Genomic DNA, 23675 nt, shown 5'->3' with positions numbered 1-23675 from the left:
TATCAAGTATTAAAATTGTTGACCGCCCATATCATCCATGTCCGGACCTTGTTGCTCACGATCTTTTCTTCCAAAATTTTGGAGACCGAAACGATAGGTGAATGATAGGGTAATCATCCTTTTCATCCAACGATGCGAAAACTGCATTTCACGGTTTGGCAGGTAATTGTGCATTTGGAATTTACGCGTGTTGAAGGCATCTCTTACGTTCAACATCAAACTGCCCTTATTCTTCAACACCTCCTTTTTCAAGGCCACATCCACACCTTTCATCGGCTCCATCTCTCCCTGCATAGTCTTCATTCCACTTCTATAATCACCACGGACCTGCGCAGAAAAAGTAGGCGTAATCTTGAAGTTCGTCGTCAGGTTTCCGTTCCAGTTAAAGGACTCTCTTCCTTCTAGTCCCAAACCTGCTTTCGGATGGAAAGTTATCTGTGAAAGGTTCGCATTGGCTGTAACATCCCACCACTTGGTTAAATTTACTTTGGAAATCAACTCAAAGCCCATCGCATCCAGATCAGAAGCATTTTCCCATTTCATATAGGTCACATTCGTTCTATCCCCTACAATATCAGCAATCAAGCTTTCATCATAGATAACAGGCTGGGTTTGGTCATTTACTCGACGATAAAACACGGAGGAAATAAAATTCCATTTCTCATAAAACTTGGAAAAGCTCAATTCAGTGGAATGGATATCCTCTGGCAACAAATTCGGATTACCTTGACGGTAGTTCTGAACATCTGAAACATCGATAAACGGGTTCACCTGCCAACCTCTTGGACGCTGAACACGACGAGAATAGCTTAACTGCACCTTGTCCCCTTGTCCTTTACCTACGGCATAGCTCAAGAATACACTCGGGTATAAACGGAAATAATCCAATTTACCTTGATCTTTCTTAATGACACTTGGATTGTCTAGATCATGCGAATAGATATTGGTATTCAGGTTCGCTTGCTCCGCTCTTAATCCTACTTGTGCACCAAACTTCTCTGTGATCTGTTTTTGGTAATTCGCATAAAGGGCATGCACGGTGCTCGCCATGTCAAAATCGTTCGTAATTCTATAATCCGGAATAAACTGCTGGGTCACTGAATCCAGTTCCTCTGAATATTGGCTCTCATCAGAATACCTTAAGATACTGCGATATCCAGCTTCAAATTTATGGTTCTCACCTAATGGCAATACATAATCCAATTGCATATTCCAGTTCTTACCCGATTCTGAAGTGTTATTCACGCGTTTAAGGTCTGCATTTCCATTGGCAAAAGTTTGATGGAAATCATTGACCCCATCTTCCGTGTCATAGCCAAAGGAGACATTTGCCGTCAATTCCTCCCCCTCACGCTTCAAAGTACGTTTGAAATCAACTTGGGCATCAATTCCCAAATCATCTTCATTCTGCAAGGAATTACGGAAACTGGTCGTTCCTAGACCAGGAACATTCCAATAATTATAATTGATATCGTTCCCGCGTTCATTATCCCGTAAGCTCAAGTTTGTGGTCAAACTCAAGGTGGTCTTATCGTTCATATAATAATCCGTACCGAATCGGATCGTATGGTTATATCCTAATCGATTGCTTTCCTCGATACTTTGGGTCCTAGGACTTTCGTTAGTAATTCCGCCATTGACATAATCGATATTATCAGAAAAACCGCTACCTAAGTTATTACGGCGGCTGAAATTATAATTTCCAAAATAATTCACTTTGCCATCCCTATAATTCAGGGTCACCCCGGCATTTGCGTTCTCATAGGAACCACCTGAGGCCGTAACTGATCCATTCAGACCCAAACGGGCATTTTTCTTTAAGATAATATTGATGATACCTGATTGTCCTTCCGCATCATACTTCGCTGAAGGATTCGTGATGATTTCCACCTTGGCAATTGCATCTGCTGGCAAGGATTGTAAGAAAGCATTGATGTCCGATCCTGCCATAGCCGACTCCTTTCCATCAACCAAAAAGCGTACACTACTCGATCCACGCAAACTGATGCTACCATCAGACTCTACTTGCAAGGTTGGCACATTACCCAAGAGGTCCTGTGCTGATCCGCCCACGCTGACCATACTTTGGGAAACATCGAACACCTTTTTGTCAATGCCGATCTGAAGGTCAGGAACTCTACCTTGAACAACTACTTCAGAGATCTTTTCCCCTTCTTCAGCTAAGACAATTGAACCTAAGTCAATATCCTTTCCTGCCGTAACAACAAAATTATTACGGGTATAGGTAGAAAAACCAATATAGGTCACTTGTAGGTTATAGGTTCCAGGATCTACATCTGGGATAGAAAAAGAACCATTGGAGCCAGTTTGTTGTCCACGGATATAGGCATTATTCACGTTCGACAGCAAGCTTACACTGGCACCGATCGCCGGTCTGACACTATCTTGTTCTAAAATCCGACCTTTTATATCGACTTTCTGGGCAAATAAAATAATAGGAAATAATAAAAATAAACTGCTTAGGCATCTTTTCAATAGCATTTTGGATCTTTCTTAGTGTTTTCAGCTACAAAGTTGCGCATTAATTAAGAAAGTTAAATGCTCGTAACTGTATTATTACGAGGCTATTTATTCCACGGAAACAGTTAATCCCTCGGTTTTCAAGATCTTTCGGTAGACCTCAACTTCCGTATAGGTCCCTTCCAAGATTGTACATTTCCCCTTAGTATGTACGGTCCAGGCTATACGTGAAGCTTCAGCTTCGGAATATTGGAGGTAATGCATGAGGCAATGAATGACATGGTCAAAAGTATTGAAATCATCGTTCCACAAAATCAACTTGTTGGAATCTTTGGTAACTGCAAGGATTTCTTCAAGGGTAAAAGTTTCTTGTTCAACTTCAGTGCTCATACAGCAAAAATAGCTTATTTTTCAAATAAATCAGTATTTTAGCTGAATTGTTTATTAAAGTTAGACCTATGTTTCAATCAAAAATAGCCGGTTTGGGATACTATGTCCCAAAGAATGTATATACCAATAATGACCTGACTCGTTTTATGGAAACGAGTGATGAATGGATCCAAGAACGTACCGGAATTAAAGAACGCCGATTCGCCGATAGGGTTGGTGAAACAACAACCAGCATGGCTGTAGAAGCTTCTAAAATAGCCATTGAAAGAGCCAATACAACGGCAGAAGAAATCGATTTTGTTATTTTCGCAACCCTTTCCCCTGATTACTATTTTCCGGGCTGTGGCGTACTGTTACAGCGTGAAATGGGCATGAAGGAAGTTGGTGCTCTGGATGTAAGAAACCAATGTTCTGGATTTATCTACGCCTTGTCAATTGCCGATCAATTCATCAAAACGGGAATGTACAAGAACATCTTAGTGGTAGGATCTGAAAAACACTCCTTTGCTTTGGACTTTTCTACCCGTGGGCGCGCAGTTTCAGTAATCTTCGGAGATGGTGCTGGTGCTATCGTGTTGCAGCCAACCAAGGAGGAAGGTAAGGGTATTTTAAGTACTCACCTGCATTCCGATGGTGCCGAGGCTGAAAAACTGGCGATGTACTTCCCAGGCGCTTCTGCAGGTTATTATTTAGGTGAACAGATGCCTCAATGGCCTGATGTTGAATTAGGCGGTATGCTGATGACCAAAGAGATGCTGGAAGATGGTTCGGCATTCCCTTATATGGATGGGCAAGCCGTATTCAAAAAGGCAGTTGTAAAATTCCCTGAAGTTATTGGGGAAGCATTAGCAAAAAACAACCTTAAAACAACGGATATCGATATGTTGATTCCCCACCAGGCAAACCTTCGTATTTCCCAGTTCGTCCAAAAGACCTTGGGATTGTCTGATGATCAGGTATTCAATAACATCCAGAAATATGGCAATACCACAGCCGCTTCTGTACCTATCGCACTTTGCGAGGCTTGGGAAGAAGGAAAGATAAAAGATGGGGATTTAGTATGTCTAGCAGCCTTCGGAGCTGGGTTCACTTGGGGATCCGCTTTGATCCGCTGGTAATACAGAATTACCCAAAATAAGAAGGGGTTCAGATAATCTGAACCCCTTCTTTGTATATTTAATTTAATTGTTGTTCTTGGACTTCCTTAAGTTCATTTCCTTTTTTCTTTTCAGATTGGCCAGCTTTCTTTTTGCTGAATCCCGAACCAAAGATCACATCCCAAATCGCTGAGCTCACCCCAAAACCTTTCTCAGGCTCTGAATAGTGGTGCAACATATGGTGATCCTTAATTCGCTTAAACAAACCAGACTTAAAGTTGGCATGATGCATTGCATAATGGCATTCATCATAGATTAGGTATCCCAATAAGAATCCGGAGAAGAATGCAGCTAAGGTATAAGGCGAAAAGAAAAAGCTAAAGATAAAATAGATGATCGCCGCCATTGGAATACTTGCCGACAAAGGCATTACCAAACGCAAGCGATCCTTCGGAAAATCATGGTGTACCCCATGGAAAATAAAGTGAACCCTTTTGCCAAATTTTGAACTCGGCTCATAATGGAAAACCCACCTATGCAAGACATATTCCGCCAATGTCCAAAAAAGCAACCCGAAGATATAATACATTACAACAGTCCCAATCGATAATCCCCCCGGTACCAATGCTCTCCAAATAAAAAAGATCTTAACAGGAATCCAAAATATTAAAGGAACAGAATAATGCACCTTGGTCAAAGATTCAAGAAAATCATTCTTGAACATTCTCGAAGACTCTGTCGAATTGGATACGTATAATTTCTTTGCCATAACCTAAATAATTTCATTCACACTCCAGGTTAAATATCTTAACCTCCCAAAGCGTTCTATTCAATAAAAAACCCTGCACAAATTTATAAAATTGCCTATCAGAGCAAATAGAAAACTAATATTTTGACAAAATTACGATAATAGTCAGAAATACAGAAGTCAAATCGGTAATATTAAGGTAATGTTGTCATAATATTAATCAACCTTCTGTTAATCATAGAACAGTACAGGATTAGAATGGTTTGTTGGAGGTGAGATATGAGATGTGAGATGTGAGATATGAGAGGGTTTTGAAACAGGATGTGGCTCGACTCCGCTCGCCAAACGAGGATTCGAGGATAGACCAAGATCTAGGCATGAACCAGGATTAATGGGATTCGAGGAGGTACCAAGATAAAATGCTTATTGAAAAACACACCCCCCTAGAAGGGTTCGAAAAATTAACAAACATTTATCCTTCCGAAGGAAGTCCTTTAGCCTCCGGCTCATTTCCAGTGGCGGAAAAATGGATAGAATGCCGATGCCCTGTGCGATGGGATTGGCCTTGGAATGCTTTCAATAAACCATCCCATTAAAAGGGATGATCTATTGAAAGATATTCCCGACAACAAGGCATTCTATCCATGTGTGGTAGCCCGTGCGAAAAGCCACCTTAAATGGGCCGAAGCCTTTTGGTTACTTTTGGGCTCCAAAAGTAACGAAGAGATCGATAATCCTTAAATAGGCCGAACCCTTTACGGATTCGAGTTGTTTTGGGTATCCATGAGTTCCTTCATAGGTTTGGTTAATTTTCCTAGATATAGTAAAAGAAAAAAGCTAAGAATGGTATTGGCGAACAGGTCCTTTACCTTCGGTAAAGAATGACACGCATTAATAGAAGAGAACCGAACAGATTCTTCACTAACCGTTCAGAATCAGAAATGAGCTAAAGAGGGCTCCAAAAGAAACGAAGAATCTAAATTTTGTTTTTTCCCTTAACTTAATCACATCACCAAGCGTGGATTAAAATATATTTCAAATAATCCAACCATAGCCAATAAAAAAGCCGTTATCTCACGATAACGGCTTTCCTTATACAAATTAATATTTTTATCTATTAGCCATTTGAAAGGGCTGCAGCACCAGAAACGATCTCTGTCAATTCTGTTGTAATTGCTGCTTGACGCGCTTGGTTGTACGACAATTTCAATTGGCGTAACAAATCACCAGCGTTTTCGGTTGCTTTATCCATCGCAGTCATACGGGCACCATGCTCAGAAGCATGTGAGTCCAATACGGCTTTGTATAACTGAATCTTGATTGCTTTAGGAATCAGTTCTTCAATGATTTTCTCTTTTGAAGGCTCGATGATATAATCCAATTCTGCAACATTGTCATCTTCTTTATTCTCAGGCAAAAGAGGTAAAATCTGCTCTGATGTTAAGATTTGAACGGCTGCATTACGGAATTGGTTATATACCACCTCAACGCGGTCGATGTTTCCTTCTTTAAACTGATCCATTACGTATTCCGTAATTTTCGAAACGTTCTCGAAATCCAAATTGTTGAACAATTCGTTGTTATTACCGATTACTTTGAAATCACGTTTGCTGAAGAAATCCTGACCTCTTTTTCCGATTGCGATAATACTTACATCTCCTCTTGCGAATTGATCTGCATATTTCGTTGCAATCAAATTATTGGCAGTTTTAATGGCATTAGCATTGAAAGCTCCCGCTAAACCTCTGTTTGAGGTCACCACGATGATCAATACCTTCGTCGGGATACGATCTTGCGTGAATGGCGAATTATTACCTTCTACGGAGGCTGAAACCTGAGCCAAGATCTCTCTCAATTTCGTCGCATAAGGACGCAATTGGATAATAGCATTGGTTGCACGCTTCAACTTCGCTGCAGACACCATTTTCATCGCTTTGGTAATCTGTTGCGTAGAGGTAACGGAGGTAATACGATTTCTAACTTCTTTTAAGTTTGCCATAAGTCAAATTTAGATGTGAGATGTGAGATATGAGTATTTAGCTATTAACCTCTATACTTTTCTCAAACCCTTCTGATTTGAGATCTGAGATTTGAAATACAAAAAGAACCTTTCTGCTTTCTCAAATCTCATATCTCCAATCTCAGATCCTTTTAATATTTCGAAGCTAATTCCTTAGCTACTTTTTCTAATACATCAGTTAATTCATCAGAGAACTTACCAGCTTTAAGTGCTGACAATACTTCTGGATGACGTTGCTCTAGTTGTGTCAAGTATTCTTCTTCGAATTCTCTCACTTTGTTTACAGGAACATTACGTAATAAACCTTTTGTACCTGCGTAAATAATAGCAACTTGTTTCTCAACTGAAACTGGTGAATATTGACCTTGTTTCAAGATTTCCACGTTACGGATACCTTTGTCCAATACCGCTTTAGTAGCTGCATCTAAGTCAGAACCGAATTTCGCGAAAGCTTCCAATTCACGGTACTGTGCTTGGTCTAATTTCAAGGTACCAGCAACTTTCTTCATTGATTTGATCTGCGCATTACCACCTACACGTGATACCGAGATACCTACGTTGATCGCTGGACGGATACCTGCGTTGAACAAGTTCGATTCCAAGAAGATCTGACCATCTGTGATGGAAATTACGTTGGTAGGGATATATGCAGATACGTCACCCGCTTGAGTTTCAATGATCGGAAGTGCTGTTAATGAACCACCACCTTTAACTTTGTCTTTCAAGGACTCAGGAAGGTCGTTCATGTTACGAGCGATCTCATCTGAACTATTGATTTTCGCAGCACGCTCTAATAAACGAGAGTGAAGGTAGAATACGTCTCCTGGGTACGCTTCACGGCCTGGAGGACGTTTCAATAATAAAGACACCTCACGGTAAGCAACCGCTTGTTTTGACAAGTCATCATAAACGATCAATGCCGGACGACCTGTATCACGGAAGTACTCACCGATCGCAGCACCCGCCATTGGCGCGTAGAACTGCATTGGAGCAGGATCCGCAGCTGATGCAGATACAATCACGGTATAAGGCATTGCACCTTTTTCCTCTAAAGTACGAACGATGTTCGCAACTGTAGAGTTCTTTTGACCTACCGCTACATATATACAGAATACTGGTTGACCAGCTTCGTAAAATTCTTTTTGATTCAAAATGGTGTCGATACAAACAGCAGTCTTACCTGTTTGACGGTCACCAATTACAAGCTCACGTTGTCCACGTCCGATTGGAATCATGGCATCGATCGCTTTAAGACCAGTCTGCAATGGTTCAGTTACTGGCTGACGGTAGATAACTCCAGGAGCTTTACGCTCGATTGGCATTTCGAAAGTCTCTCCAGTAATTGGGCCTTTACCATCGATAGGCTGACCTAATGTATTTACCACACGGCCTAACATACCTTCACCTACTTTAATAGATGCGATACGGTTAGTACGTTTGATAGTATCACCTTCTTTAATTTCATCCGATGGACCTAAAAGTACAACACCTACGTTGTCTTCTTCTAAGTTCATCACAATACCTTGTAGTCCATTCGCAAACTCAACCAACTCTCCTGATTGAACTTTTGTTAAGCCGTAAATACGCGCAATACCGTCACCTACTTGCAATACGGTACCCACTTCTTCTAAATCGGCTGCTGACTTAAAGCCTGACAATTGCTCTCTTAGAATTGCCGAAACTTCATCTGGTCTTACCTCTATCATTGTTGTAATTCGTATAAGGGGTTTTTGATTCTATTATATCTTGTTCTCAAACGAAGGATTAAACTCCCTGGTTTTCGAAATGTCTCTCTAATTTATTTAGCTTGCCTTGAATACTCGCATCAATCTGCTTGTCTCCAACCTTAACCACAAAGCCACCAATCAATGATTTGTCTACTTTGTTAGCCAAGATAACCTGCGCATTGATCTGAGCGGCAATCTGCTCTTTCAATGCTTGAAGGTTGGCCTCCGATAATGGACTTGCCGAAACAACTTCCGCATGTACAATACCTTTAACCTCGTTGTATTCACGAACAAACTCCAAGGCTGTCGCATAAACTAATTCTGCACGGCCTTTTCTTACCATGATATTGAAAAACTCCAATATCTCCGGTCTGATTTTACCTTGAAATAAAGCCTTCAAGATCGCCAGTTTCTTGTCCGTCTTAATGATCGGATTATTTAAAACTGCTTGCAATTCAGTGTTGGATTTGATTATGGCAATAACTCCTTCGATATCTGCCTTAACCGCATCCAGACTCTCTTGCTCTAGCGACAAGTCGATTAAGGACTTGGCGTATCTTGAAGCTACTTTGAAAACTGACATACGTTAATTTTTAAATTCGTTAACCAATTAGTTTAATTTAACATCTTTCATCAAGTCAGCTACTAAAGCTTCTTGCTTTCCTTGGTCCTCGAATTCTTTCGTTAATACTTTGCGGGCAATCTCTAAAGATAAGGTAGAAACTTGGTTCTTAACCTCAGCTAAAGATTTTAATTTTTGGTCTTCAATCTCACGTTTTGCTTGTTCGATCAATTTACCACCTTCCACTTGAGCTACTTCTTTTGCTTCTGCAACGATCTTATCTTTCAATACTTTTGCTTCTTTCAAGATAACATCACGCTCTTCACGAGCCTGTTTTAACAAATTCTCGTTCTCATTGGTCAAACGTGCCATTTCCAATTTTGCTTTCTCTGCAGAAGCTAAAGCATCAGTAATGCCTTTTTCGCGTTCCTCTAAAGCATTTACAATCGGTTTCCAAGCAAATTTCCCTAACAAAAAGATGACGATCAAAAGAATGATCAATTGCCAGAAAAATAACCCGAATGAAAAATCATGAATTAAAGCGTCCATTTATTTACGTTATTATATTTTTGAATTTAAATTTTTTGTCTTTTGATAAACACAACTTGCAACCAACCGTTGCAAGATGTGTTCATTGTTTTTTTAATAAGCTTAGCTTATTTACCTAATAGAAGAGCACCGAATGCTAAACCTTCCAATAAGGCACCGATGATGATCATCGCTGTTTGGATTTTAGATGCTGCTTCTGGTTGACGAGCGATAGCTTCCATTGCTGAACCACCGATTTTACCTAAACCTAAACCAGCTCCGATAACGATCAAACCTGCTCCTACTAAATTTGGAATCATAACAATTTTATATTTAAAAATTTAACAAAAAATTCGAATTAATGATGCGAATGCTCTTCAACCGCCATACCGATAAACAGGGATGACAACATGGTAAAGATAAACGCTTGTAAGAATGCTACCAATAATTCCAAGAAGAATAATAACAACGTTAGAAGTAAAGATACACTCACTGAACCTACTACAGTCAACTGATGTTGCAACAAATAAACAACAGCAATCAGACCCATCACAACGGTGTGACCAGCAGTAATGTTTGCAAACAAACGAACCATCAAGGAGAAAGGCTTAGTAAACATACCTAAAACTTCGATCGGCGCTAGAACAAACTTGAATGGAACCGGTACGCCTGGCATCCAGAAAATATGTTTCCAGTAATCTTTGTTTGCTTTGAAATTTGTAATGAAAAATGTAAACAAGGCTAAACACAATGTAACAGAGATATTTCCCGTTACGTTCACCCCTAGTGGAGTCAATCCCAATAAGTTCAATAAAAAGATCAAGAAGAATACCGACAATAAATAAGGCATGAATTCTTTGTAACGATGTCCAATGTTTGGAACCGCCATCTCATCTCTCACGTAAAGAACCAATGGCTCTAATGCACGTCCAATACCTTTAGGAACAGCGTTAGGACCGTTTTTATATGTTTTAGCTAAACTTGTAAATCCAATGAACAACAACAAAGCTGCTAATAGCAATCCTACCACATTCTTGGTGATCGAGAAATCCCAAGGTTTTGCATTGGTTGGATGATGTTTGTCATCGTAAGTAATCGTACCTGCAGCATCGGTCTTGTAGATTTTGCTATGGTACAATTTGTAATATTGTCCGTCTTTTTCAACCACTTTTTCTCCATGCTCAAACTCGCCAGCTGAAAACACTTTCAAACCACCATCAATCAAAATAACCGGTAAAGGGAAGCCATAACTCTTTCCTGTTTTCGAATCAGTAAAGAAATTGAAATAGTAATCATCCTTTAAGTGGTGTTGAATATGAGCGTTAATTTCCTCAGAACTAGAAGTTTCACCATGTGCATGCCCTTCTTCAGCAACTGAGCGGAATGGATTAACAGTAAACAAAATTACTGCAAATAATAAAAGTACTTTCTTAAGACTCACCATTTTAAAATAATGTTGAATTATGACAAATTTTGCGCAAAATTACAATTTTATTTGGCATAAATTCAGAATTGTTTAAACTTTTTATAAAATTAGTTTTTACTGACCGTTTCTTGTTGATTTACAATATAATAGGCAGCAAAGGCATCATACAGCAAATAAACAAAAAACACGACTAGAAAATTCAACTCAATAAAATCATTCTCCAGCAAATTTATACCCTCATGAATGAACACATAACTGCCCACAGCCTTCAAGGTCATTCCCACCAAAAACGCAAAGCCGACCTGCACCGGCATCGTATAGTCGATGACCAATAAAATAAGGACCATGACAATGGAAGCAATTGCTCCAAAAACATACATCCCCTCTAAACTATAACCCGATCCTATCCACCAATGGTCCTGATGGTTCATCTTCAAAACGGCGTAATGTATGCCAAAACATACACCCGTGACGCCAAGCAGAACTAATAATAAGAGCAGGTATCTATTCATTTCTATTGATATAATTTACTTGTTTAATAAACTGATATAAGGACAGTCCGACGCCAAACATCGTCAATCCTTTCATCCACCATTCCCCCTCTACCGCATATTTTTCATCTAGCCAAGTTCCTAACCAGTAGAACACATAAATGGTCACCCCCATTTGAAAGGGCATGGAGGTAAATACCAACCATTTGTTGACCTTCTTATTTGACTTGCTATCTTTCAAACTATAGTAGATGTGTTAGCTAACAAAGATAATTAAATCTCATTAGGCTAAACCTTTTGTGTCGATTTTTTGTAAAAAAGCTGCTATTTGACTTAAAAATGATCAATTAATGGACATTTCAGGTTATTTGTGGGGTGGTTGCCAAGGATGTCATGGCTCGACTCCGCTCGCCAACCAGGGATGGGAGGATGGACCAAGATTATGATCATATACCGCTGGAAAGTCCCCGATACTGTAGGGGCGTATCGAATACGCCCGCCCCATACAAACCTAAATTATTATCATCTTCTGATTAAAGAAACTCCTAGATTTTCAAATTCTCATCCGTACAATTTTAGAATCCAAACCCACAGCGTGGGTGAAATATTTGTAGAATTTGGATGTTTGAAAAGGCGAACCCACAGGGTGGGTGAAATATTTTTCAATAATTCCTCTTTATGGGTTAAAAACAATAAAACAAACAAAATAGATTCTTCGCTCCGCTCTGAATCACTCCCAAACGCATTCAAATTCTGAACGATCAGTGAAGAATCTGTATGGAATGATAAAATAGGTACTGTCATCCTTAACCTTCGGTTAAGGACCTGTACGACAGTGCAAAAAATGATTTTTTTGCTGTTGGATGTTTGCATTTTTCCGAGATTCTTCCTTCGTCAGAATGACACAAAAAACCTAGTTATCGGTAATAAAAAATTGGTCGATATTCAGATAAATTATAGGCGGAATTTCCCCTTACTTTCCAGCTACTTCCAAATATTTCTGGGCAATCTTGATCTGTGGGTAATCTACTTTCATGTCCATCAAGGTTCTCAGTTCGGTAGCTGATGCATCTGGATGTGCTTTGATGACCTTGACAATGTTTTGCAGCTCCGCATCTGGAATCAAATCTGAAGCTTCGATATCGGAACCTATAAAATTAATCAGATGACCATAGATTGTCCCTACTACCATATCGCGTTTCGTTGCAATCTCTTCAATATCCATCCCATCCATAAACATATCCAATGAAATCTGCTTGGTATCCTTCTCTTTCTCCTCTACTTCCTTTTCCAGGTTTTCTTTTGGCTTATTCCACTGCAATAGTTCTTCCGTCAGTTCATCTGAAGACTTATTCAAGGCTTCAGCGATGGTCAGGCTATGCTTGAGTTGTTCATGCTTTCTTTTGAAATCCAGCAAGATACTTTTCAAGGTAGCCACATATTTCTTGGTCCTTTTCTTCACAACCCAGGCCTCAATATGTTTTTCCATGGGTATCAAGCATTCTTTTTCAAATGTTGGAATAAACCAACTTACAGCAGCTTTTGAACGTTCGCAGATCTTTTCATAATCGATATCCACCTGCCCCAGCATTTTATACAATTGGGTGATAAACTTATTCGCAACAATTTCTTGCGCCTTTAACTTACCCAACATATCTTTCAAGAAAGCAACTGCTTCATCCTTACCTTCAATTTTCTTTCCTTCTTGTTCCACGATCAGAGATTCCAGCTCTTCACACATCTGGTTCCAACGGAAACTCTGCAACAAGATCTGACCTAGGTAGCGCTTCTGTGCTTCCTGCAGGATCGGGTCTAAATCGGTAATGGCTTCCATTTGCTTCATAAAGCTCACTACCTGAAAATCCGTACGGATGGCATAGGATGGAACCCTAGACCGCAGCACCAATCCTTCTAATCCTGTCAACCTACTTAAGGCTACATAGACCTGCCCTGCTGCAAAGGATGTCCCGGCATCAATGATCGCCTTTTCAAAGGTCAAACCCTGGCTCTTATGGATGGTAATTGCCCAAGCCAATCGCAATGGAAATTGGGAGAATGTACCCAATACCTCCTCTTCGATCTTATCATCTCCTTTATTATAGGAATAGCGGATATTTTCCCAAGTCTCTCGCTTCACTTCCACATCCTCTTCCCCATTCGGGAAAGAAACGATGATCTTATGCTTTTCAACTTGTATATCTTTGACCGTTCCAATCTTACCGTTGAAATAACGGCGCTCATCGCCGACATCATTCTTGATAAACATCACCTGGGCTCCCACTCTAAGGCTCAAGGTCTCCTCTGCTGGAAATAATCCGTTCTGGAATTCATCCTTGATAATAGACTTGATCTGATGCAGCTTGGTCTCCAAACTTTCCAGTTTTTCTTGGTTGATCTGGTCTGCAAGTCTGTTGTGTGAGGTCAAAGTAATATATTGCTCGCCTTCAGGGGCAATAAAATCCGGCTTGTAATGGGTATTCAATTCATCGAGATCTGAATTAGTAGTCTCATTATTCCTGATCTTATTCAGGATATTGATAAAAGCACTATCCTGCTGCCTATAGATCTTTTGGAGCTCAATCAGAACAGGCGGCTGTTGTTTGAAAACTTTGGCATCAAAGAAGAAGACACTCGAATAATAATCCCTTAACACCTGCCATTCGCGATCTTGCACAACCGGAGGCAACTGGTACAGGTCACCGATAAACAGGACCTGAACGCCCCCAAAAGGACGCATATCTCGACGAACACTCTTTAAGATGACATCAATGGCATCCAAAGTATCCGCGCGCACCATGGAAACTTCATCAATTACCAACAATTCCAACTCCTGCAGGATGGCCCTACGGTTCTTGGTCAGTTTAATCGTACTGAACAACCTATGCTTATTATAGATAAACTGGTCTGATTCTCCCCATTGCAGAGGGTAATCCTCAATAAACACACCGAATGGCAGCCAAAAAAGGGCATGCAGGGTTGTTCCACCAGCATTCATCGCGGCCACACCAGTTGGTGCAGTGATCGCCATTTTCTTGTAGCTATTTTCCCGAATAAACTTCAAAAAAGTGGTCTTTCCAGTTCCCGCCTTACCCGTCAGGAAGATAGGTTGCTGAGTCTGGTTGACGAACGCGACGGCCTTGGCAAAAATATCATTTTGTGTATCGAATGCTTGTGACATGAGGATTTTTCTTATTTTGCAAATATAAGGTAAATCAATCGATAGACTGATTTATGCCTTGTATTAATACAAAAGTTATATTATCTTCACATAAGTAAACATCGTAACCATGACATATATAGATAAAAGCGAATTATTTCAAGAGATTTCAACTAAATTGACCAATAAGGGATTCAAGATTGAAAGTGAAGATCAGAATAGACCTTGGGGTGGATTTTTTGTGATCAACGAAGATCAGGCACAAGAATTTGCCGACGCTTATTTCGAAGGCCTTAACGTTCAGGACCTGAAGATATCTGGCAAATTAAGTCCTAAAGTTTTGATTGTAGGCCCTAACAAACGTCTATCATGGCAATATCATCACCGTAGAGCTGAAATTTGGCGTGTAATCCGTGGAGAAGTTGGTGTCGTAACCAGCCCTACTGATGAAGAACATGAGTTAAAAATCTTAAAAGAAGGCGATTCAATCCGCCTATCACAAGGTGAAAGACACCGCTTAGTAGGATTAGGATCTTATGGAGTCGTTGCAGAAATCTGGCAACATACCGACTCTGCTAATCCGTCGGACGAAGAAGATATCGTAAGAGTGCAAGATGATTTCGGAAGAGGAGTCTAAAGAAATCATTGACCATAAAAAAAGGGAGATTTGTATAAAATCTCCCTTTTCTTTTGAAAATAACCTGCTGGATAAATAGCTGACCTCCTCTACCACATCACTCCCCTTTTGACCTTATTCGAGAATCATTCGGAATTTTCGCAAAATCTGTCGAATGTTCTCCAACTCCGACCCGAAGCAATCTCGAATATGCCTCGAATGAAACCCCGGTTATTCCGATATCATTTCCAAGCTGAAGCAATCTGAAATCGACAACAAAATAAAACAATTTAGAAAAGACAAAAAGTCGAAAGGGGCATTTATCTAGCTACAATAAACTACAAGCCAGGGCTTTAAAGGGTTATTTTTCACGTGAAATAATAATTTTTACCCTAGTAGATGTGGAAAACTCACTTTAGTTTTCACAGTTAAATTCCATTTCAGTCCTATCAATTGACAAGAATATTGCACGTTTTATGATGTGCAATTCTATTGCTGAATTAAATGTGCAAAAGTGTTGTGCAAAAGTCGATTAACTTTTTTATATTTTTGCGATGGTTCAAGCATATCGAAAAACATTATGAGTACATATAACGAAGATAGCATACGGTCCCTAGATTGGAAGGAGCATATCCGACTAAGACCGGGGATGTATATTGGTAAGTTGGGAGATGGATCGGCCTATGATGATGGTATCTATGTGCTATTGAAGGAGGTAGTGGACAACTCGATTGACGAGTTTGTGATGGGAGCCGGAAAGATCATCGATATCACCGTGAATGAGAACAGGGTTACGGTACGTGACTATGGTCGGGGTATTCCTATTGGCTCGGTCGTAGACGTTGTTTCTAAGATCAATACCGGTGGTAAGTACGATAGTAAAGCCTTCCAAAAATCAGTAGGTCTGAACGGTGTGGGTACCAAAGCAGTCAACGCTTTGTCCAATCAGTTTTCAGTACAATCATATAGACAGAACGTAACGCGTATTGCCCAATTCAGCAAAGGTGAATTGGTCTCTGACGAACAAAAAGATACTACTCAGCGCAATGGCACATCCGTGACCTTCTATCCGGACGATAGCATTTTCCGTAACTATAAATATAGGTTAGAATTTGTGGAGAACATGATCTGGAATTATGTTTTCTTAAATTCTGGACTGACCATTAATTTTAATGGGCAACGCTTTATCTCCGAAAATGGTCTAAAGGACTTATTGGAGCGCAACGTAGATACCGAAGGCATGCGCTATCCGATCATTCACCTTAAGGGAGATGATATTGAAATCGCCATGACCCACGGTCAGCAATATGGTGAAGAATATTATTCCTTTGTCAACGGACAGCATACCACGCAAGGTGGTACGCATCAGGCGGCCTATCGTGAAGCGGTCGTGAAGACGATCCGTGAATTTTATAAAAAGGAATTCGATGCTTCTGATGTTCGTGCTTCCATCATTGGCGCCATTGCCATCAAGGTGCAAGAACCTGTATTCGAATCGCAGACCAAAACCAAACTGGGTTCCCAAAGCGTTGGTCCGGATGGTCCAACCGTGCGTACCTTCATCAATGACTTTGTGAAGAAAGCATTGGATGATTATTTGCATAAGAATCCAGCAACAGCTGATGCCCTGCAAAAGCGTATCATGCAATCGGAACGCGAGCGTAAGGACATTGCCGGAATCAAGAAACTGGCAAATGAGCGTGCGAAAAAGGCTTCCTTGCACAATAGAAAATTAAGGGATTGTAAGGTACATTTCAGCGATAAGCATGAGCGTAACCTTGAAACCACCTTATTTATAACAGAGGGTGATTCTGCATCTGGATCGATTACCAAATCCAGGGATGTATATACTCAAGCGGTATTCAGTCTTAAAGGTAAGCCATTGAACTCTTATGGCCTAACCAAGAAGATCGTCTATGAAAATGAGGAATTCAATTTATTGCAGCATGCCTTAAATATTGAGGATGGCATCGAAGGCCTTCGCTATAACAATATCGTGATCGCGACGGATGCCGATGTCGACGGTATGCACATCCGACTTCTACTGATGACCTTCTTCCTGCAGTTTTTCCCTGAATTGGTGAAAGCAGGGCATGTTTCCATCCTACAAACCCCATTATTTAGGGTCCGTAATAAAAAGGAAACGATTTACTGCTATTCCGACGAAGAGCGTGTGAATGCCATCAAAAAACTAGGTGCAAAACCTGAGATTACACGATTCAAGGGTTTGGGAGAGATCTCACCTTCGGAATTTGGCATGTTCATCGGTGAAAATATCCGTTTAGAGCCTGTAATCTTGTCAAAGGACAATAAGCTTCCACAATTGCTGGAATATTATATGGGTAAAAATACCCCGGACCGCCAAGTCCATATCGTCAACAACTTACGCGTTGAGTTGGATACCGAGGACGACCTGGTGACCACCAAAGATGGCGTTGAAGAGGCTGCAATAGAGTCTATTCAGGAAGCCGTTTAATAAAATATTTATGGGGAGAGGTCAAACTTCTCCCCTTTTTCAACCTAACCAACATGAATACGCAAACCTTAATTCTCATCCAATGTACGGATGCAGTTGGCCTTGTCGCCATTATATCCAATGTTTTGGCCGAACAGGAGCTCAACATCGTAAGTATGCGCGAATTTGTCGATGAAGCCAATAAGAAATTCTTTGTTCGGGTAGTATGTGCTGGCGAAATATATCACAAGGAGGTCCTACAGCAGGCTTTTACAGATAGATTACCTTCCAACAGTCAGGTGATGATCAATCCTGACCAAAGAAAGCGTTTGGTCGTCCTAGTGACCAAGGAACATCATTGTTTGGCAGATATCTTGGTCCGCAATTATTTCGGCACTTTCCAAGCTGAAGTCCTTGCCGTGGTCGGTAATTACGATAATTTACAGGAATTTACGGAAAAGTTCAACCTTCCATTCCATTATATCAGCCATGAAAACAAGAGCAAGGAACAGTTTGAAGAGGAATTAGCGGAGGTCGTTTCGAGCTACCATGCCGATTATATCGTCCTAGCAAAATTTATGCGTATCCTCTCACCTACTTTTGTCTCCAAGTTTAAAGGTAAACTCATCAATATCCACCATTCCTTCTTGCCGGCCTTTATCGGAGCCAATCCCTATAAGCAGGCACATGATCGCGGCGTGAAGATTATCGGCGCAACAGCCCACTTCGTAACCGACGACCTCGACGAAGGACCAATTATCGTCCAAAACACCAAATCCGTCGACCACAGCTACGACGTCAGCGGTATGCGCACCGCAGGAACCGAAATCGAAAAAGCCGTCCTGAGCCGCGCCATCCAGCTCCTCTCCGAAGACCGCGTAATGCTACACGGGAATAGGACGATTGTTTTTAAATAAGATTTGAGATATGAGATGGGAGATATGAGACCTTTCCATTGTCCAGCCAATTTTGGATATAAAATTGTAAATCAACTTCTGTTTTTCAATTAATTTGACAATTTTCTATCTCATATCACAAATCTCACTTCTCATATCTATTCAAAGTGACCAACATCACATTTTCCTTTTATCACCTGTTACTTTTTGTATGGGGATTGTTTTGTTATTTGCGGACAGTAAAAGATATACATGACGCATTCATTTCATATTCCTGTTTTAGGCCTTGCATTTTCGATTGATACGCCGATTAAAGTTGCTCAATTTGGTATTTCTTCGGTTATTTCAATCGTGGATGACGAGTTGATTGAGCGTATGCGTGAGTATTATTCGAAGAAGTATGAACTTGCTTTTGAAGCGATTAGCAAGAAACACGCTGATTACCGTGCCACGCGGATCTGTAAATACCTGGACTTGGTTCAGGATTTAGTTTCTGAACAGGTTGAACGGTTGAAACGAGTGGATTGGAAGGAAGATAAAGAGGCACAGCGTTATTTTGAATTGCTTCCGGAGTCACATCCAAGCAAGGAAAACTATGCCCGCTGGAAATCATTGAAGCATGGCTATGAAAAGCATTTGGTTGCGAATGATATCCGTGAGGCCATGGTTGCGGGAGAAATCGACGTGAACATCATGTCGAAAGTGGACAAGATCAATAGAGATGCTGATGGCAATGAATTGCCAGAGGTATTTTCGGATGCATCAGCGGCGGTACGAGGTTTTGCGATGAGTAAATTGCAGTCCTCCTTGGTCCTGTCTGCGGGGATGAATCCAAGATTATATGCGTACCTATCAGAGCTGGGTACCTTCTTTCCAGATGCCGATGGAAATTTCAAGAAGAAGATCACTCTGAAGGTGTCGGACTATAGGTCGGCACTTATCCAAGCCAAGTATTTGGCAAAAAGAGGTATTTGGATTTCCGAATACCGGATTGAATCGGGCTTAAACTGTGGCGGTCATGCGTTTGCCACCGACGGATTTCTTTTAGGCCCGATTCTCGAAGAATTTAAGAACAATAAGGAAGCCCTGATAGCGGATATATTCCCGCTATATCAGCAAGCCCTTCAAGATTTAGGTCTAAATAGTGAAAACGCTCCTGCAATCAAGTTTTCCGTACAAGGAGGTGTGGGAACTTCGCAGGAGCATTCTTTCTTATTGGATTATTATAATATGGATGCCGTAGGTTGGGGATCGCCCTTCCTCTTGGTTCCAGAAGCGACGACCGTTGATGAGGAAACCCTGAATAATTTAGCGAGGGCTACGGCTGATGATTTCTATATCTCCCAAGCGTCGCCTTTAGGCGTTCCCTTCAACAATTTCAGGAAGAGCACTGCAGAACTGAGCCGACTGAAAAGGATTGAGCAAGGCAAACCTGGTTTCCCTTGCACCAAGAAATACTTGGTTTCAGATACGAGCAATTCTACAGAGCCTGTATGCACTGCCTCCAGGGTCTATCAATTGAACAAGATCAATGAGTTAAAGCAACAGGAACTCGATGAAGCCAGTTATCAATTGGCTTACAATAAGATTGTTGAAAAACAATGTCTCTGTGAAGGCCTGGCAGCTCCAGCATATTTGAAATATGGAATCCTCAAACCTCGGGAGAGAGATGCTGTTGCCATCTGCCCAGGACCGAATACGGCATATTTCAATAAAGTATATAGCTTAAAGGAAATGGTTGACCATATCTACGGTAGAATCAATGTCCTAAATGATGTGAACAGGCCATCGTTCTTTATCAATGAATTGGATTTATATGTTAAACACTTGGCAGGCTATATCAACGAAAACCTGTCCAACTTGGATGTGAAGAAGCAAAAGTACATCCAGAAATTCCACACTCAACTCTTGGATGGTATCAGCTATTACCGTTCCCTTCAATCGAAAGTAAATTCAGCTTTTGGAGAATCCAAAACTGCCTTTTACGAACAATTGAATAGACTTGAGTCCCAACTTAGCCCCTTAAATGTGTAATAATAAGAAACCTACCTATGAAAAACGAAAGAGGTTGCCGATCATGGCAACCTCTTTTTTTTTGGTTTGAACCAGGATTTGGCTCGACTCCGCTCGCCAAACGAGGATGGGAGGATGAGCCAAGATTTGGGTAGAACCAGGATTCTAGGGATGGGAGGATGGATCAAGATCCATATTTCGTCTGAACGATATCAAGGTTGGTAGTCGTATTGAATTCGCCTGTTAACTATGCGCTATCAATATTACTCATAGTTCGTTAGCTCTGTATCGTTCAATATCATTCAGCTAAAATAATTCTGCCTCTATAGGCAATGCCATCAAGTTAAGAAAAAACAAAATTTAGATTCTTCGTTACTTTTGAAGCCCAAAAGTAACCAAAAGGCTTCGGCCCATTTAAGGTGGCTTTTCGCACAATCATCCGCACATGGATAGAATGCCTTGTTGTCGGGAATATCTTTCAATAGATCATCCCTTTTGATGGGATGATCTTCTGAAAGCATTCCAAGGCCAATCCCATCGCGCAAGTCAACGGCATTCTATCCATTTTTCCGCCACTGGAAATGAGCCGGGGGCTAAAGCGCTTCCTTCGGAAGGATGGTTGTTTGCCTGGATAGGCAACCCCCAGCGGGGGTGGAATATTTGTAGAAAAATTGGATTGTTTAACGGAGAACCCCTAGCGGGGGTGAAATATTTTTCTGAAAACCCCAAATGAATTCATTTTCAATTCTGAAAGATTAGTGAAGAATCTGTAGGGTTCTCCTCCTTACGGCTTAGTTCATCTTCAATCAAAGATTGAAGAACTGTTCGTCAATTCAATAAAACAGTTGTTGAGTTTGAAGGTTCGCATTTCTCCGAGATGCTTCGAATGAACCTCAGTACAAAAAAACTTTAACTTAATGACATTGCCCAATAGTGCAGGTATTCGTAAAGAAATATTCTTTTCCATTTTTACCTTTAACTCAGGGAAGGAATTCTTTTCCTTTTTCAGGAAGATTTAGTGGTAAATATTTCACCCCTGCTAGGGGTTTGATTTGTGGAAAGTTATAATTACGAGAATTAGAAAACGGAGGGATTTCTCTTATCAGATAGTATTATTAAATGTTTGTATGGGGCGGGCGTATGCGATACGCCCTTCGAATTTTGTGTATATAATGTTGAATGTAATACCAATAATAATCCTGTGCCGGGTCTCGACGGATATCGAGCGAAGCCGAGATGCCGCTCCATTGGAATAATGATCTTACTCCATCTTGGTTCAGAGGCAATGTCTTATGTCTACTTCGCTATTTTCCGAAACTTCCCAAAAACACCTAAAGGCAATTTTGGTCCTGCGGTTGCTTGTAGATACAGCTCTCCAATCTCTAGGTTTTCAACTTTCGGGAAGGAGGTTTTGATCAGGTTTTCGACAATAACAGAAGAAAAACCTAGGGAATAGGTATTGAGGATCAGGAAGTGCTCTTTAGGATCCAATAGTTGAACGACATCGCGCATCATTTCCATGATATGGTCTTCCAATTTCCATTTTTCACCTTTAGGGCCATGTCCATAGGCTGGTGGATCAAGGATAATTCCATTATAGGTGTTTCCGCGTTTCAATTCGCGTTTCACGAATTTCAAAGCGTCTTCAACAACCCAACGGATATCGCTGATCCCAGAAAGTTCTTGATTTTCGTTGGCCCAGGTCACCACTTGCTTAATGGAATCCACGTGAGTGGTATCCGCACCGGCGGCCTTAGCGATTAAAGATGCTCCACCCGTATAGGCGAATAAGTTCAATACTTTGGGTTTCGGTGTCTTAAAGGATTTTACAGAATCGGAGATGTAATCCCAATTCACTGCTTGTTCAGGGAATATCCCGACATGCTTAAATGAGGTAAGACCAAGCCTGAACTTGATGGCTACATCTTCATTTTTATATTGTATATGCCAACGGTCTGGAGTTTTCGGGTTCTTTTTCATCCAATCCCCAGAGGTTGCCGAACGGCCTTTGAATTTGATATGATAACGTTTATTCCATTCTGCATCGCCCAAAGCTTTAGGCCATACTGCCTGCGGTTCAGGACGAATGAGGATCAGTTCGCCAAAACGTTCAAGTTTTTCAAAATCACCACAGTCGATCAGTTCATAATCTTTCCAGTGTTGCGGCGTAAGGAGTTGAATTTGGGTATCGTTGTTCAAGATGCAATATTTAAAGGACCATAAAAGCCTTTCATAAAACCTGACGTTAGCATTGTTTTATGAAGGTTTTTTCTGCAAAGATAGAAAAATCGAAGGAAAAGAATTACTGTTCCTTTTTCAAAGTATTCCGAGCGGCTTTCATCAGAGGGCTGGCGAACACAAAATCATTCAATTCCTTGTTATCAGATTTCAACATATCCTGGTTGGAGCCCTCCCAATATTTCTTCCCTTTATAGAGGAATAGGATGTAATCTCCAATCCCCATTACCGAGTTCATATCATGGGTTACCACCACGGTAGTACATTGATATTCCTCGGTGAGGTCTTGCACCAGTTCATCGATCAGGATGGAGGTAGCAGGGTCAAGTCCTGAGTTGGGTTCATCACAGAAAAGGTATTTAGGATTCATGCTGATGGCACGGGCAATCCCGACCCTTTTCTTCATACCGCCGGATAATTCCGAAGGAAAGAGGTTATTCTTACCTGCAAGGTTTACACGTTCTAGGCAGGAGTTTGCCTTGTCAATCTTTTCAGATTTGCTCATTTCGGTAAACATATCCAGGGTGAATACAATATTCTGTTCCACGGTCATGGAATCGAATAAGGCAGAATTCTGAAAAAGCATTCCGATTTCCTTACGGATAGGCACTTTCTCTTCGAAATCCATTTTAGTGAATTCCTGTTTGTCAAAAAACACTTTCCCTTGGTTAGGTTGGTGCAAGCCGACAATACATTTCAGTAAGGTACTTTTTCCTGATCCGGAGCCACCGATAATCTGGCTTACCTTGCCAGGTTCAAAGATGGCATCGATACCATCCAGTACCACATTATCGCCAAAAGACTTATGAATATTTGTTATTTCAATCATA

The 23675-nt window shown here is 40.8% G+C and carries 21 protein-coding genes; 6 read left to right on the top strand and 15 right to left on the bottom strand.

The window, feature by feature from the left end; all coding sequences use genetic code 11:
- Positions 1-9 precede the first annotated feature (9 nt).
- Together ACK2WI_RS07520 and ACK2WI_RS07515 are read right to left on the bottom strand one after the other, a co-directional pair.
- Positions 10-2502 carry a TonB-dependent receptor domain-containing protein gene (locus ACK2WI_RS07520; protein ID WP_313367222.1) on the bottom strand — a complete coding sequence of 831 codons (2493 nt, stop codon included), beginning with the start codon at positions 2500-2502 and terminating at the stop codon, positions 10-12.
- An 87-nt stretch (positions 2503-2589) separates the two neighbouring features.
- Complete coding sequence (locus ACK2WI_RS07515; protein WP_093098694.1) at positions 2590-2871, bottom strand: ATP-dependent Clp protease adaptor ClpS; 282 nt, start codon at positions 2869-2871, stop codon at positions 2590-2592.
- A 68-nt stretch (positions 2872-2939) separates the two neighbouring features.
- On the opposite strand from ACK2WI_RS07515, the gene ACK2WI_RS07510 reads away from it, so the two are divergent.
- A complete protein-coding gene (locus tag ACK2WI_RS07510; RefSeq protein ID WP_409150243.1) occupies positions 2940-3989 on the top strand; it encodes a 3-oxoacyl-ACP synthase III family protein in 1050 nt (349 codons plus the stop codon).
- A 58-nt stretch (positions 3990-4047) separates the two neighbouring features.
- On the opposite strand, the gene ACK2WI_RS07505 is transcribed toward ACK2WI_RS07510, so the two are convergent.
- Positions 4048-4737: a sterol desaturase family protein gene (locus tag ACK2WI_RS07505; RefSeq protein WP_409150242.1), complete on the bottom strand. Its 690-nt coding sequence runs from the start codon at positions 4735-4737 to the stop codon at positions 4048-4050.
- A 549-nt stretch (positions 4738-5286) separates the two neighbouring features.
- Between ACK2WI_RS07505 and ACK2WI_RS07500 the strand changes: the two genes are divergently transcribed.
- Positions 5287-5457, top strand: a complete 171-nt coding sequence (locus tag ACK2WI_RS07500) for a hypothetical protein (RefSeq protein ID WP_409150241.1) — start codon at positions 5287-5289, stop codon at positions 5455-5457.
- 376 nt (positions 5458-5833) lie between these two features.
- Here ACK2WI_RS07500 and atpG read toward each other — a convergent pair whose 3' ends face one another.
- The 9 genes from atpG to ACK2WI_RS07455 form a co-directional block, all read right to left on the bottom strand.
- Positions 5834-6715: an ATP synthase F1 subunit gamma gene (gene atpG, locus ACK2WI_RS07495; protein WP_093098691.1), complete on the bottom strand. Its 882-nt coding sequence runs from the start codon at positions 6713-6715 to the stop codon at positions 5834-5836.
- 152 nt (positions 6716-6867) lie between these two features.
- On the bottom strand, positions 6868-8442 hold the full coding sequence (gene atpA, locus ACK2WI_RS07490) for a F0F1 ATP synthase subunit alpha (RefSeq protein WP_093098690.1): 1575 nt from the start codon (positions 8440-8442) through the stop codon (positions 6868-6870).
- A 58-nt stretch (positions 8443-8500) separates the two neighbouring features.
- A complete protein-coding gene (gene atpH / locus ACK2WI_RS07485; protein ID WP_093098688.1) occupies positions 8501-9046 on the bottom strand; it encodes an ATP synthase F1 subunit delta in 546 nt (181 codons plus the stop codon).
- Positions 9047-9073: 27 nt separating this feature from the next.
- On the bottom strand, positions 9074-9574 hold the full coding sequence (locus ACK2WI_RS07480) for a F0F1 ATP synthase subunit B (RefSeq protein WP_409150240.1): 501 nt from the start codon (positions 9572-9574) through the stop codon (positions 9074-9076).
- Between the two features lie 107 nt (positions 9575-9681).
- Positions 9682-9873: an ATP synthase F0 subunit C gene (gene atpE, locus ACK2WI_RS07475; protein WP_093098685.1), complete on the bottom strand. Its 192-nt coding sequence runs from the start codon at positions 9871-9873 to the stop codon at positions 9682-9684.
- Positions 9874-9911: 38 nt separating this feature from the next.
- Positions 9912-10997 carry a F0F1 ATP synthase subunit A gene (gene atpB, locus ACK2WI_RS07470; protein WP_093098684.1) on the bottom strand — a complete coding sequence of 362 codons (1086 nt, stop codon included), beginning with the start codon at positions 10995-10997 and terminating at the stop codon, positions 9912-9914.
- Positions 10998-11086: 89 nt separating this feature from the next.
- Positions 11087-11491, bottom strand: coding sequence for a hypothetical protein (locus ACK2WI_RS07465; RefSeq protein ID WP_409150239.1), 405 nt, complete (start codon positions 11489-11491; stop codon positions 11087-11089).
- Positions 11484-11711, bottom strand: coding sequence for an AtpZ/AtpI family protein (locus tag ACK2WI_RS07460; protein ID WP_236736511.1), 228 nt, complete (start codon positions 11709-11711; stop codon positions 11484-11486). Before ACK2WI_RS07460 ends, ACK2WI_RS07465 begins: the two co-directional genes overlap by 8 nt.
- Before the next feature lie 732 nt (positions 11712-12443).
- Positions 12444-14648 carry a helix-turn-helix domain-containing protein gene (locus ACK2WI_RS07455; protein WP_409150238.1) on the bottom strand — a complete coding sequence of 735 codons (2205 nt, stop codon included), beginning with the start codon at positions 14646-14648 and terminating at the stop codon, positions 12444-12446.
- 109 nt (positions 14649-14757) lie between these two features.
- Here ACK2WI_RS07455 and ACK2WI_RS07450 point away from each other — a divergent pair, with 109 nt between their 5' ends.
- The 4 genes from ACK2WI_RS07450 (at position 14758) to ACK2WI_RS07435 (ending at position 20628) form a co-directional block, all read left to right on the top strand.
- Positions 14758-15264 carry a phosphoheptose isomerase gene (locus ACK2WI_RS07450; RefSeq protein ID WP_093098679.1) on the top strand — a complete coding sequence of 169 codons (507 nt, stop codon included), beginning with the start codon at positions 14758-14760 and terminating at the stop codon, positions 15262-15264.
- A gap of 559 nt (positions 15265-15823) precedes the next feature.
- A complete protein-coding gene (locus tag ACK2WI_RS07445) occupies positions 15824-17719 on the top strand; it encodes a DNA topoisomerase IV subunit B (RefSeq protein WP_093098678.1) in 1896 nt (631 codons plus the stop codon).
- 53 nt (positions 17720-17772) lie between these two features.
- Positions 17773-18615, top strand: coding sequence for a formyltetrahydrofolate deformylase (gene purU / locus ACK2WI_RS07440; RefSeq protein WP_409150237.1), 843 nt, complete (start codon positions 17773-17775; stop codon positions 18613-18615).
- A gap of 231 nt (positions 18616-18846) precedes the next feature.
- Positions 18847-20628: a hypothetical protein gene (locus tag ACK2WI_RS07435; RefSeq protein ID WP_409150236.1), complete on the top strand. Its 1782-nt coding sequence runs from the start codon at positions 18847-18849 to the stop codon at positions 20626-20628.
- Between the two features lie 317 nt (positions 20629-20945).
- Here the strand turns inward: ACK2WI_RS07435 and ACK2WI_RS07430 are convergent, their stop codons facing one another.
- The 3 genes from ACK2WI_RS07430 to ACK2WI_RS07420 all read right to left on the bottom strand — a co-directional run bounded on the left by ACK2WI_RS07430 (position 20946) and on the right by ACK2WI_RS07420 (position 23674).
- Complete coding sequence (locus tag ACK2WI_RS07430) at positions 20946-21128, bottom strand: hypothetical protein (protein WP_409150235.1); 183 nt, start codon at positions 21126-21128, stop codon at positions 20946-20948.
- 775 nt (positions 21129-21903) lie between these two features.
- Positions 21904-22809 carry a class I SAM-dependent methyltransferase gene (locus tag ACK2WI_RS07425; protein WP_312696377.1) on the bottom strand — a complete coding sequence of 302 codons (906 nt, stop codon included), beginning with the start codon at positions 22807-22809 and terminating at the stop codon, positions 21904-21906.
- A gap of 100 nt (positions 22810-22909) precedes the next feature.
- A complete protein-coding gene (locus tag ACK2WI_RS07420) occupies positions 22910-23674 on the bottom strand; it encodes an ABC transporter ATP-binding protein (RefSeq protein ID WP_093098672.1) in 765 nt (254 codons plus the stop codon).
- Position 23675 lies beyond the last annotated feature (1 nt).

The organism is Sphingobacterium sp. BS-2, assembly GCF_046161205.1.
In the GTDB taxonomy this organism is placed as follows: domain Bacteria; phylum Bacteroidota; class Bacteroidia; order Sphingobacteriales; family Sphingobacteriaceae; genus Sphingobacterium; species Sphingobacterium mizutaii.
This window is presented reverse-complemented; position numbering and strand designations above follow the sequence as displayed.